At 66.7% G+C, this 12,686-nt stretch carries 8 protein-coding genes; 5 read left to right on the top strand and 3 right to left on the bottom strand.

What is annotated here, in order from left to right:
* Window positions 1–33: 33 nt before the first annotated feature.
* The 3 genes from CT676_RS21865 (at window position 34) to CT676_RS21875 (ending at window position 5,848) form a co-directional block, all read left to right on the top strand.
* On the top strand, window positions 34–2,076 hold the full coding sequence (locus CT676_RS21865) for an AsmA family protein (protein ID WP_085403657.1): 2,043 nt from the start codon (window positions 34–36) through the stop codon (window positions 2,074–2,076).
* Between the two features lie 247 nt (window positions 2,077–2,323).
* Window positions 2,324–4,771 carry an adenylate/guanylate cyclase domain-containing protein gene (locus CT676_RS21870; RefSeq protein ID WP_135215354.1) on the top strand — a complete coding sequence of 816 codons (2,448 nt, stop codon included), beginning with the start codon at window positions 2,324–2,326 and terminating at the stop codon, window positions 4,769–4,771.
* Window positions 4,772–4,981: 210 nt separating this feature from the next.
* The gene (locus CT676_RS21875) at window positions 4,982–5,848 is read left to right on the top strand and encodes a hypothetical protein (RefSeq protein ID WP_085403707.1); all 867 of its coding nucleotides are present in this window, start codon (window positions 4,982–4,984) and stop codon (window positions 5,846–5,848) included.
* Here CT676_RS21875 and CT676_RS21880 read toward each other — a convergent pair whose 3' ends face one another.
* Together CT676_RS21880 and CT676_RS21885 are read right to left on the bottom strand one after the other, a co-directional pair.
* Window positions 5,849–7,117, bottom strand: a complete 1,269-nt coding sequence (locus tag CT676_RS21880) for a Spy/CpxP family protein refolding chaperone (protein ID WP_085403659.1) — start codon at window positions 7,115–7,117, stop codon at window positions 5,849–5,851.
* Window positions 7,118–7,259: 142 nt separating this feature from the next.
* Window positions 7,260–8,273 (bottom strand): LysM peptidoglycan-binding domain-containing protein, encoded by a 1,014-nt coding sequence (locus CT676_RS21885; protein WP_085403660.1) that lies wholly within the window; start codon window positions 8,271–8,273, stop codon window positions 7,260–7,262.
* Between the two features lie 187 nt (window positions 8,274–8,460).
* Between CT676_RS21885 and CT676_RS21890 the strand changes: the two genes are divergently transcribed.
* Window positions 8,461–9,156, top strand: coding sequence for a hypothetical protein (locus tag CT676_RS21890; protein WP_135215355.1), 696 nt, complete (start codon window positions 8,461–8,463; stop codon window positions 9,154–9,156).
* Between the two features lie 158 nt (window positions 9,157–9,314).
* Window positions 9,315–11,978 carry an EAL domain-containing protein gene (locus CT676_RS21895; protein WP_085403662.1) on the top strand — a complete coding sequence of 888 codons (2,664 nt, stop codon included), beginning with the start codon at window positions 9,315–9,317 and terminating at the stop codon, window positions 11,976–11,978.
* Between the two features lie 35 nt (window positions 11,979–12,013).
* Here CT676_RS21895 and CT676_RS44765 read toward each other — a convergent pair whose 3' ends face one another.
* Window positions 12,014–12,337 (bottom strand): hypothetical protein, encoded by a 324-nt coding sequence (locus CT676_RS44765; protein ID WP_085403663.1) that lies wholly within the window; start codon window positions 12,335–12,337, stop codon window positions 12,014–12,016.
* Between the last annotated feature and the right edge of the window lie 349 nt (window positions 12,338–12,686).

Here is a 12,686-nt window from a genome sequence, read left to right on the forward strand (position 1 = left end):
TCGCCGCCGATTGTCCGTCGTTGGAAAGTTGACATGAGAGCAGTGAAATTCGCCGGCGCGGCGATCGCCGCCGTCATCATCGTGATCGGGCTTCTCCTCGTGGTCGGGATTCCCTCGGGATTCCTGACCACGACGATTGCCTCGCGGGTCGAGAGCGCGACCGGTTATCGCCTGTCCATCGACGGCACCACGAAGATCAGCCTGTGGCCGACGCTGAACGTCACGCTCAACGATCTCACGCTTCAGGACCCGAAGGACCGCAGCGGCATCACGCGCCTGACGGTCGACAGCGTGCAGGCCGACATGTCGCTCTCGAGCGTATGGTCGGGCAGCCCGAAGATCAGCGAACTCGTCGTCACCCATCCCGTGCTCCACCAGCCGCTGCTGCGTGAGCGACTGCCGAATGCCGGCACCGCGTCGAAGCCGCTGGCGCTCGACACCGGTGGTGCGACCATCGACCGCGTCAAGGTCATCGACGGTGAAGTCGCATTCGCGCGCGTGCGCGACCGTGTCGAGGGCCGCATCAGCGCCATCAACGCCGACGCAGTCGTTGGCCGCGACCGCAAGGTCGACATCGCCGGCACCGCGCGGGTCGGCGATCACCCGACCAAGTTCGACATCAAGGCGTCGACGCCGGCGCCGCCGGCCGACCGACCGACCATTCCGGTGGATTTCGCCATCGACATGCCCGATGTGCTGAAATCCCAGCTCACCGGTCATGCCGAGATGCGGCTGAGCGGCGATGTCGTGATGATCAACGGCGTGAACGGCAGGCTCGGCGACGGCGCCTTCAACGGCTGGGCCTCGGTCGATATTGCGAGCAAGCCTCTGGTCAAGGTCGATCTCGACTTCCAGCGGCTCGCGATTCCGGTCGCGAAATCGCCGGAGGGCACGTCGGGACAGCCCTGGAGCAATGCACCGATCGACGTGTCCGGGCTCAATTATGTCGACGCACAAATCAGGATCTCCGCGAACGAGGCCGTGATCGGCGATACGCGCATCGCGCCGCTGGCGCTCGATGCGAAGCTCGCCGGCGGCGTGCTGAAGGCCGGCACCGCCAATCTCGGCGCCTATGACGGCCAGGTCTCGGGCGAGGTGATCCTGGATGCCACAAGCGGCGCACCGAGCTTTGCCATGCATTCCGATCTCGTCGGCGTGCGCGCATTGCCGCTGCTCCAGGGCCTTGCCGAGTTCGACCGGATCGACGGCAAGCTGCAGGCCAAGCTCGCGTTGCGCAGCGCCGGCACCAGCCAGCGCGCGCTGATGGCGAACATGCAGGGCACGGCCTTCGTCAATTTCCAGGACGGCGCCATCCGCGGCATCAATATCGCGCAGATGATCCGCTCGCTGACATCGGGTACGCTGTCGGGCTGGCAGGACAGCGAGGCCCAGAGCACGGATCTGTCGCAGCTCTCGGCGTCCTTCCGCATCGACAAGGGTCAGGCAGTGACGACCGATCTCAACCTGATCGGACCGCTGGTGCGCGTGACCGGCGCCGGCACCATCGCGCTCGACACCAAGATGATGGGTTTTCGCGTCGAGCCGAAGCTCGTGATGACCACCGAAGGCCAGGGCCGCGCGTCGGAGCCGGTCGGCTTCGGCATTCCCGTGATGATCCAAGGCAGTTGGTCGCAGCCGCGGATCTACCCAGACATGGCCGGCATGCTGGACAATCCGGACGCCGCCTATGCCAAGCTGCGCGAGATGGGCAAGGGCCTGTTCGGCCCTGACGGCGCCGGGCTCGGCAATATTCTGGGCAGCCTCGGATTGGGCGGCGCCGCAGCGCCGGGCAGCGGCAACGCGGCCGGCAATGCCAATCCGCAAACCCAGCAACCGGGACAGAACAACCCGCTCGGCGGCCCGCTGGGCGAGGCGATCGGCAATTTGATCCAGCAAGGGCTTTCCGGCGGCGCGGGGACCAGCACTGGCACCGGCCGCAGCCGCGGCCTGCCGGCAACACCGTCCACCCCCGCTCCGCAAGCCTCTCCCGCGCCCCCGGCCCAGGACGACCCGGCGGTGGTGCAGCAGGACAGCCAGCCGATGAACGACGTGCTGCGACAGCTCTTTAATCGATGATTGGCCGACCAACGCACTGGACTCCACGCCAATCCCTACATCGGCCTCCCCGTCCGCCGCTTCATCCGAAGGGATGAGGCCGCGACAATTCACGACCCTTTCGGCCTAGCCCGGCGTCGACAGCGGGTAACCACGCTGGGCGGTCGACCGGTCGCAGGACCGTCTCCTGGCCCGAATTGTGGTAGAAGGGCGCCTGGACCGGTACGGCCCGTAGCGCCGGCGTCGATGACGGCGCGAGAGGATCTGGATGGCGGGAGCGAAAGACAAGACACGGTTTCTGCGCGAGGGCCTGTTCGCCAAATACGTCGTCTCCCTCGTCGGCCTCGTCGTGTTTGTCCTCGCCGTCAACGGCGCGATGGAGACCTGGATCTCCTATCGCGCCACCAAGACCCAGCTGACCGACGGGCTCGACGACAAGGCGCAAGGAGCCGCCCGGCGGATCGAGCAGTCGATCTCCGAGCTCGAGCGCCAGATCAGCTGGGTGACGCGGGCAAGCCAGGACACGCTCGAGAAGCGCCGCGCCGACTACGCATCGCTCCTGCACCAGGTCTCGGTCGTCAATCAGCTGTTCCAGCTCAACGGCGAGGGACGCGAGGTGCTGCGCGTCTCGCGCCAATCGACCACGACCGGTGGCAATGCCGACCTCTCCCGCGACATGCGCTTCACCGACACGGTTGCCCGCGGCGTCAGCTACGCGCCGGCCTGGTTCTCCGACCGGACGCCGATGATGTCGATCTCGGTGGCGCATTCCGGCTTCAATGCCGGCGTCACCGTGGCCGAGATCGATCTCAGCTTCCTCTCCGACTTCCTGTCCGACGCCCAGGTCGGCAAGGCCGCGTTCGCCTATGTGGTCGATCCGCGCGGCCGCGTGCTGGCGACGTCGTCGAAAGGGCCCGATGTCGGCAAGGATCTGTCGAAGCTGCCGCAGGTGGCGGCGGCGATTGCGCCCGGCCGCGAGCCCGACACGTCGGGTACCGACTTCAACGGCCATGCGGTGATGAGCGCCGCCAGCACCGTGCCGAAGCTCGGCTGGAACGTGATGTTCGAGCAGCCGACGACGCAGGCGTTGATGCCGATCCGCGACCAGCTCGTGCGCATCGCGCTGTTGATCGGCATGGGCCTGATGGTCGCGATCCTCGCCGGCACGCTGCTCGCCCGCCGCATGATCATCCCGATCACGGCGCTGCGCGACGGCGCGCACAAGCTCGGCGAAGGCGATTTCAGCCACCGCATCGACGTCCACACTTCCGACGAGCTGGAAGACCTCGCCGGCCAGTTCAACCGCATGGCGGGCCAGCTCCAGGAAACCTATTCGGACCTGGAGACCAAGGTCGAGGAGCGCACCCGCGATCTCGCGCAGTCGATCAACGAGCTCAAGGCGCTGGAAGAGGTCGGCCGCGCGGTCGCCTCCTCGCTCGATCTCAACGCCGTGCTACCGACCATCGCCGCGCGCGCGATCGAGATTACCCATGCCGATGCGGTGCTGATCTACGGCTTCGATGCCGAGACGCGCCGCTTCAACCTGATCGAATCCAACGGCATCGACAAATCGGCCGACGGCGCGCATGTCACGATCCAGCAAGGCGCGAACATCCTGAGCGATGCCGCCGAGAGCGGCGAGCCGATCGCGATTGCCGATCTCGACCGGGCCTCCGAGCAACCGCTGCGCGACGTCGCGATCGATGCCGGCTTCCACTCCGTGCTGGTGGTGCCGCTGGTGGACCAGCAGGGCACGCTCGGCTCGCTCGTGGTGCTGCGCCGGGCCGGCGGCGAGTTCGGCGGAAGCCTCACCGGCCTGATGCGCACCTTTGCCAACCAGGCCGTGCTGGCGATGCGCAACGCGCGGCTGTTCACCGAGGTCGATCACAAGGGCCGCGAGCTCGCCGCGGCACATAACACCGTGCAGCAGCAGGCGGCAAAGCTCCAGGAGCAGACCGAGCAGCTTCGCAACTGGAACCGCTCCCTGGAAGAGCGCGTCGAGAAGCAGCTCGGCGAGATTAGCCGCATCAAGCGGCTCGAACGTTTTCTCGCGCCGCAGGTCGCCCAGCTCATCGCTTCGTCGGATGGTCATGACTCGCTGCTCGACAGCCATCGCCGCGAGGTCACCGTGCTGTTCTGCGATTTGCGCGGCTTCACCGCCTTCACCGAGGCGACCGAGCCGGAAGAGGCGATGAACGTGCTGCGCGAATATCACGCAGCGCTCGGCAAGCTGATCTTCAAATACGAGGGCACGCTCGACAAATATGCCGGCGACGGCGTGATGATCCTGTTCAACGCGCCGATCCAATTCGAGGACCACACGCGGCGCGCGGTGCAGATGGCGGTGGAGATGCGCGACACGATCGGCCCGCTGACCGAGAAGTGGCGCAACCGCGGGCACACGCTCGGCTTCGGCATCGGCATCGCGCTCGGCTATGCCACGCTCGGCCAGGTCGGCTTCGAGCAGCGGCTGGAATATGCCGCGATCGGCAGCGTCACCAACCTCGCCTCGCGGCTCTGCGACGAAGCCAAGGCCAACCAGATCGTGGTCAGCCGCCGCGTCTACGGCATCGTCGAGCCCTGGGTCGAAGCCCGCGCGCTCGACGACCTCGTGCTCAAGGGGTTCAATCACCCGGTGCTGGCGATGGAGATTTTGTCCTGGCGCGAGGAAGTGGAGAACGTAGTGGATGCCGCGGCGGCGCGCCGGCGAGGGTAGCCAACAACAAAAACGCGAAAACAACCCCATGCACAGTAGACGGGGGCTGTCGGATCAATGACTTACGCGGGTGCCGGAGCGGTTTGACACGTCGGGCAAAACACCGGCAGGATGGTATCATCTCCCACACCGCGCCCACGAACCACATCCCTCCTCCCCGCGACTAACCATCGCCTCGATGGCGAGGCGAGAATCCGGATGGAGACGATCGTGGCGTTTGCCTTGCCTTCGCGCGCGTATGATTTGCAGATGCTGGACCGTCCCGCGGATCGTGCGCGCGATCACGGTTGGGTCTTTGGCCTGCCGCCGGGCATCAGCAGCGAGCAATGGCCGCTCGATCCCGTCACCGGCTTTCCGCTGATGCACGGCTTCACCTTGAAGCTGCCGGACGATTATCGCGTGCATGGCGAGGACATCGTCGCGGTCTCGTTCTTCGCCACCGCGCCCGATCACAATGACGGCGGGGCGCCCGATGATCCCGAGATTCGCGAGGCCGTGGCGGCGCGACCCGCGCATCCGCGGCTTTCGCGCATGACCGACATTCTCGACTACGAATATGCCGCGTTGCTGCTGACCAAAGCCGAATATGAGGGCGCATTCGCGGCGCCGCCGGCGCCGCTTCCGCTTGCGACAGCAGATCGGCCGCGCTGGCTCGACGTCGGCGGCGCCAGTGCCTTCTTCGAGGCCGCCGCGCCTTACGCAAAGAAGATGTTTGCCGCGCAGCCGCGCGCCGATCTCAGCGAGACCCGCGCGATCGCGCTTGTGCCGCGCGCGACCGATCCCAATGCCGGCAAGGGCCCGCAGGACGAGCACACAAGACAAAACCCGCCGACCGGTTATCAGCCCTACTATTACTATGTCGGCGGCGTGCCGAGCCGCGACAATTTCCGCCTGCACGACTGGGGCAAGGATCACGCGCACAACCATCTCGGCGGCACCATGCGGCCGTGCCAGGCGGTGCCGGAGATGAGCCCGTTCTACATCGAGTTCGAGGAATATTTCGGCGGCTACAATTTCGGCGGCGGCAACGCGCAGCTCGACTTCAAGGACATGAAGTTCGACTGGGCGTGCGGCTGATCACGCCCCTCGCTTCGGCCCGATCGCCTCGAAGCCGGCCTTCTGCTCGTTGCTCAAGTCTGCCTCGAAATCGTCGAGCGCGTCGCCGACGCCCTTCACCGCCTGCAGCATCGTCTCCAGCCGCGCCTTCACGGCCGTGAGGCGGGCCTGCGGCGTAGGCTCGGCCTTGGACGGGCAGGCGCTGAGTGTCTCCATGGTGCGGAGCGTGGTGTCCTGGAGCACCTCAAGCCGGGCGCGAGCGGTGTCGTCAAGCCTCAGCGTGGACGCGATCTCGCCGGCGGGCCATTGCTGCTGCACGAGCTGCTCGTATTGCCGCTGCGCCTGCACATCATAGCGGGGATCGTAGCCGGCCTCGCAGGCGGCTGGCGCCTGCGCGTCCTTGCGCTGGCCGGCCGCAAGCGCGGCACGGCGCTCATTGGCCAGCGCGTCGAGCTTTGCCTTCTGGCCGGCATCGAGGAGATCGACGAACTTTGCGAGCGGCGGTGCGATAGCGTCCGTCGCCTTGATCATGGCCGCGAGGCGCGTCTGCATCAGGCCGAGGCGCTCCGCGGCGGTCGCGGGGGCCTGCGTCGGGCAGGCCGTGCGGATGGTGTCGCGCGCAACGACCCAGGCGGTCGCGAGCTCATCGAGCGCGGCGCGCTGCAATTCGTTCGGCTGCACCAGGGCGGCGATACGGTCGACCGGCAGGCCGCCGGTGTCGCTGGCATCGCAAACGGCCTCGACCGAAGGGACCTTTCGCGCGCGCCTGCCTTGCGGCGCTGTGTAGGCGGCGAACTCCGTGGCCGCATAGGGCGCGAAGATCGCGGCATAGATGTCGCCATAGCCATAGAGCGAGAGACTGGTCGTATCGCCCAGGATGATTGCGGTGGTGAGGTCGTCATGCGCGAACGGCCAGAACACGGGGCCGGCCCAGCCATAGCTGCCATCGGGGTGGCGCCACCAGCCCTGCGGGCGGCGGCCACCGTGCCAGCCCGACAGCGCAGCTTGCGCCGTGAGCGCCGCACGCAGGATGTAGGGGTTGGCCGGCTGACCGCGTTCGGCGCCGCGAGGATCCTGCGACCTCAGCGCGGCGGAGCGGTATCGGCCGCCCCGTACCGCCATGCGCGCATGGCGCAGGCGTGTCATGCCGATCACGTGGCCGACGGCAAAGCGCGCGACACCGAGCGGGCCGCCGCGCAATCCGAACTGTGCCTCGGCTTTATTCGGCAGCAGCACTGCCGCAATCATGAGAGCAGCGCCCGCCAGCGCCAGTCCCATGCGTCCGGACATGAAAGCGGACCTGACCACCTCGGCCTCCTCCCAGCGCCAAGCGCGCAGTGGGTCGCATCACAATGACGCGCTGGGGAACCGAATGTTCCGGAGAGACGGAGGGCAAAGCGTCGCAACGCGCACCGGCGTTGCCGATGCGACCTCAATCCGCCTTCCGCGGCACCACAAAAGTCTGGCCGGGATAGATCAGGTTGGGGTTGTGGATCTTGCCCCGGTTGGCGTTGTAGATCACCGCGTAGCGGGCGCCGTCACCGTAAGCGAGCCTGCTGAGCGCCCACAGGCTGTCGCCGCGGGAGATCACCCGGTTGCCGCCCGCTTCGGCCGGTGCGCCGCTGATGGCGTCCGCCGGCGACGCCGATGCAACGGTCGTGGCCGCGGGCGCTCGCGCCATCACCCTGGGTTTCGGTGCACCGATAAATCTCGGCTGAACCGTGGGCCTGTCATGCGCCGATGCCTGGCGCGCCGATGCCGACGGCAGGGATGCCACGACATCAGACTTGTCGTCGGACTTCTCGGCCTGCTTCAGCTCCTGCTTCGCGGCCGGTGCCGGGCGCGCGGGCGGCGGCGCGGCTTCGGCGATGGTCACCGGCATGCTGCGGCCCGACTGCGTCACGGTACCGTCAGGCGCTTTCGCCCGCAGGGTCAGCTCATAGGAGCCGGCGGGAAGCTGCGGCGGGGTCATCACGAACTGGCCCGAGGCATCGGCGACAACCGTATCGAGCGGCTTGCCGTCGCGCAGCAGCTCGACCTGTGCACCCGGCGCGGCCCGACCCGCGATCACCGCCGCCTCGCCGTGATCGTCGACGCGCGCGACGTCGAACCGCGGGCCAGCATCGGTCGTGGCCGCCGGCGGCTTGGCCGGCACGAGATCGGCCAGCGCCGTGGCCTGCTTCTGCGTCTCGGCCAGCGCATCGACCTTCGGCGCGGAGGCCGGGGGCGCCGATGGCGCGGCGGCGAGCTTTGGCTCGTCCAGCTTCGGCTCTGGCTTGGTCTCCGCTTTGGCTTCGGGCTTTGCCTCCGGCTTGGCGGCGACGGCGATCTCGGTCTGCGCGCCGCCCGGCAGCAGGCGGCGCAGCTCGGTGGGACCGATCACCAGCAGGGTGCCGCCCACCGCGAGCAGGCAGAATGCAATGAAGGCCTTGGAAGCGGTGATCATCAGACAATGAACCCTTGGGTCGCAAATCAACCGAGGCCGGCAAATTGCGCCGATTTGGCTGCGTCAGCAAGTCGATCATTGGGATGATGCACCTTTCGTTCCGGCACGCCCGGCATGAACCGGCGGGGCACCGACGGCGTCAAATCACCGAGGCCGCATCGCGGTCATTTCTCGAGGATTTTTTTCCGTGACCGCATTTTGCCGTCCCGCACCATGGCTGGCGCTTGTCCTGACACTGGCCGCCTCTCCGGCGCTCGCCGCATCCGGCCCGCCGCCGGACTACATCCTCACCAACAATGCCGGCCTCGCCTTCACCTCGCCCGATGGCGCCACCAGGATCGAGCAGTACATGAAGGACGACGGGGATTGGGAGGTCAAATGGCAGGTCTGGGCTCGCCGCGGCGAGCAGATGACGGAGCTGAAGCCCGAGCAGGGCTACGGGGCCGGCTTCCGCTTCACCGGCGACTCGCAATGGCTGGTGCGGATGCAGAAGACCGGCTCGGGCGAGCAGGACCTCTATCTCTACCATGTCGAGAAGGGCGCCTTCGCGAGCGCGACGAAGAAGCCGCTCAGCGATCTCGCCTGGGCCTATTTCTACGGCCGGCCGGAGACGAAGAGGTTCGCCAAGCTCGACTTCCATATCTCGGCCAATCTCATGGAGGGTACGGAAGAGGCCTATCGCTCGCTCGGCATGGACTGGCCCAACAACCGCTACCTCGTGATCTCGCTGTCGGGCGAATATGACAACCATCCCAAGAACGTCGCCATGAAGGGACTGGGCGGCTGGCGTTGCCGCTATGATCTCGAGACCGGAAAGTTTGACGTGCCCGAGACGTTCGCCAAGAAGAATGCGGAAGCCTTGAAGTGGGAAATCCGCCGGTGATCCCCGGAATCGCGTCAGCGTAAATCCAGCCTGCGGAACTCCCGCCGACCGAGGGAAAACCAACCCTCTGATTCCGTTCCGATTCATGTTTTCCTAACCCTTACTGGTAACGGGCTCTTGTCGGTTTTGCTGCATCTTGCATCCCACGGGAGGGCTGGATGGGCACATCAATCCGATGGACCACGCGCATGCGCGCGTTGCTCCGCCGTTGGCAGGGCGCGCCGCTGACGTGGCTGATCGCCGGCGGCTTCGTGCTGATGGTCGCGATGGCCATCGGCACCGCGCTCACCGTCGATCGTTTCCGGCAAAATGCAATCGAGAGTGGCCGCGACAGCCTGGAAAACTCCGTGCGCATGCTCGCCCGGCATTTCGACCGCGAATTCGCCGACTTTGCGGTGCTCCAGAAGAGCGTCATCGCCGAGCTCGAGAGCCACGGCATCACATCCGCCGATATCTTCCGCAGCGAGATGGCCACGCTGGCCATGCACGAGGTGCTGCGCGCCAAAGCCAGCGGCTGGTCCGACGTTGCCGGCGCCAACGTGTTCGATTCCAACGGCGTGCTGATCAACTCGTCGCGGCGCTGGCCGGTCGCCGATATTTCGGTCGCCGACCGCGGCTATTTCAATCGCCTCAGGAACGATCCGGCCTCGCAGGAAGAGATCGAGGTCGTGCCCGGCCGGTTCGGCAACGGAGCTGCGATCGTGTTCGCGCGGCGCGTCTCCGGTCCCCACGGCGAATTCCTCGGCATGGTGTCGCGGGCCATTTCGCCGGAGCAGCTCGAATCCTTCTTCGCCTCGGCGGGGCTCGGCGAGGAATCCTCGATCGCGATGCACCACCAGAATGGCCAGCTGCTCGCGCGCGTTCCGCATGTCGACGCGATGATCGGACAGAATTTTCGCAACGGCACGCGCGAGCAGATGGCGGTGTTCGAGCGCACCTTCGTCACGACGCAGCTCGCCAGCCCGATCGACGGCAAGGACCGCATCGTCGCCGCGCGCCTCCTGACCGGCGAGCCGCTGGTCGTGGTCGCGACCAAATCGCTGGACGCGACGCTGGCGACCTGGCGGACGCAGACAAAATTCTTCGTCGCCGTCGCCGTGCTGTCGATCGGCCTGCTCGTGCTCACGCTGTTCCTGATCTTCCGCCAGATGACGCGCAGGCTCGCCGCGGAGAAGCAGCAGCTCGACACCGCGATGAACACCATGACGCAAGGCCTGTTGATGTTCGACCAGGACGAGCGGCTGATCGTCTGCAACCGGCGCTACATCGAGATGTACGGGCTGTCGGCCGACGTGGTGAAGCCCGGCGCCTATTTCCGCGACGTGATCCAGCATCGCCATGACACCGGCTCGTTCCACGGTGACGTCGCGTCCTATTGCGACGACATTCTGAGCAATACCGGGCGAACCCAGAGCGCCGTCGTCGAGACCGCGGACGGCCGCCTGATCGAGATCAAGAACCAGCCCGGTGCTGCCGGCGGCTGGCTCGCGACCCACGACGACGTCACCGAACGCATCCGCGCCGACGAGCGCATCGCGCATATGGCGCATTACGACGCGCTGACCGACCTGCCCAACCGCGTGCTGATGCGCGGCCATCTGGAGCGCCGCATCGCGGAGCTTGCCCAGGGCCAGCCGTTCGCGATCCTTTACATCGACGTCGACGAGTTCAAGGGCGTCAACGATTCGCTCGGCCACGAGGTCGGCGACGAGCTGCTCCGCCAGGTCGCCAACCGCCTGCGCGCCTGCGTCAGCGGCAACGACCTCGTTGCGCGGCTCGGCGGCGACGAATTCGCCATCGTCAAGGCCGGCACCAGCGACCGGGCCGAGCTGACGGCGCTGGCGGAAAACATCCTCAAAGCGCTGCGTACGCCCGTGGACTGCAAGGGCCAGGAGATCCCGACCGATGCCAGCATCGGCATCGCGATCGCGCCGGATCACGGCGACAATCTCGACGACCTGCTCAAGCGCGCCGATCTCGCGATGTATGCAGCGAAGTCCGAGGGCCGCCGCACCTTCCGCCTCTTCGTGCCCGAATACGACGCCAAGGCGCGGCTGCGCCGCCAGCTCGAGCTCGACCTGCGCCAGGCCCTCGCCCGCGGCGAGTTCGAGGTGCATTACCAGCCGCTGGTCGATCTCGCGGCCAATGTGGTCAACGGCTGCGAGGCGCTTCTGCGCTGGCGCCATCCCGAGCGCGGCATGATCTCGCCCGCCGACTTCATTCCGGTCGCGGAAGAGACCGGGCTGATCGGCGAGATCGGCGAATGGGTGCTGAAGCAGGCCTGCACCGAGGCGGCGAGCTGGCCCGGCGATATCCATGTCGCGGTCAACGTCTCGCCGGTGCAGTTCCGCGCCAGGACGCTGGCGCTCAAGGTTGCAGCCGCGCTCGCGGAGTCAGGACTTGCGCCCGGACGGCTCGAGCTCGAGGTCACCGAGACCGTGCTCATCCGCGACGACGAGGAGGCGCTGACGATCCTCCAGCAGCTGCGCGAGCTCGGCGTGCGCATCGCGCTCGACGATTTCGGCACCGGCTATTCGTCGCTGAGCTATCTGCACCGCTTCCCGTTCGACAAGATCAAGATCGACCGCAGCTTCATCAGCGACATCGGCCAGTCCGAGGATTCCTCTCCGATCGTGCAGGCGGTGGTGCACATGGCGGCCGCCCGCCACATGGCGACGACGGCCGAAGGCGTCGAGACCGAGGCCCAGCGCGAGGTGCTGCGGCAGCTCGGATGCAGCCAGATGCAGGGCTGGCTGTTCAGCCCCGCCGTGCCGGCGGCGAAGCTGAGGCAGCTGTTGTCGGCGCAGGCGGTGGCCGCTTAGCGCGGCCAGTCACCCCATCCCTCGCCGACGCCTCGCTACTTCTTCTTCGCCGGTCCGAAATCCGGTTGCCAGGCGGCTTCCTTGCGGCTCGGCGCCGCCGCGATCACCTTGGATTTTTCCTTCTTCGGCTTCTTGGTTTCGCGATTACCGCGTTGCTGGCCCTTTGCCATGTCGCTCTCCGTTGGTTCGAGCTCGTCGAGCTCATCCGATTGCAGCAGCCGTCCACGAGGGGTGCAGACCCTGATGTCCATGTAGCCTTCGCGCAGCAGTTTTCGAGCGAGGCGCAGCGCGAACGTCGCCTTGCCGCGACCGAGATTGGAGCTGCCGTATTCGTTGGTCCCGCTGACCAGATACGGCACAATTGTTGCCCTAGCCATTGAAGATGGCGGCCGCGCCGACGAGAAGCAGAAGAAACCGCGGAACCATCACCGGCGGCACGATCCGATCCGCGATGCGAACGCACGCCATCGAACGCTCCTGCGAAGCCTTCGGCGGGAGCACACGTGCCCCTCAGTCACCGGTCGAAGCCGTTGAGACGTGCGGTGATGGCAGCGACCCTACGCCCGCACCGAGCCAATAGCGAGGGTTAAAATGCTGCGGAAACAATGGCTGCTGTGACATCGTCGCTTGCCGGCCCGGCGACGATAGTACTGGCTATTGCTGCGGCGAGCGCGCATGGTCGTGACGGCCGGCACCGGTTGGGGCTTC

The sequence above is a fragment of the Bradyrhizobium sp. MOS001 genome (genome assembly GCF_004634465.1).
Lineage (GTDB): Bacteria > Pseudomonadota > Alphaproteobacteria > Rhizobiales > Xanthobacteraceae > Bradyrhizobium > Bradyrhizobium barranii.

Bases quoted from the DNA above. Each gene is read 5' to 3' on its own strand.
- CT676_RS21865 (WP_085403657.1), top strand. From the start codon at position 34: ATGAGAGCAGTGAAATTCGCCGGCGCGGCGATCGCCGCCGTCATCATC.
- CT676_RS21885 (WP_085403660.1), bottom strand. From the start codon at position 8,273: ATGATCACCGCTTCCAAGGCCTTCATTGCATTCTGCCTGCTCGCGGTG.
- CT676_RS21895 (WP_085403662.1), top strand. From the start codon at position 9,315: ATGGGCACATCAATCCGATGGACCACGCGCATGCGCGCGTTGCTCCGC.
- CT676_RS21880 (WP_085403659.1), bottom strand. From the start codon at position 7,117: ATGTCCGGACGCATGGGACTGGCGCTGGCGGGCGCTGCTCTCATGATT.
- CT676_RS21870 (WP_135215354.1), top strand. From the start codon at position 2,324: ATGGCGGGAGCGAAAGACAAGACACGGTTTCTGCGCGAGGGCCTGTTC.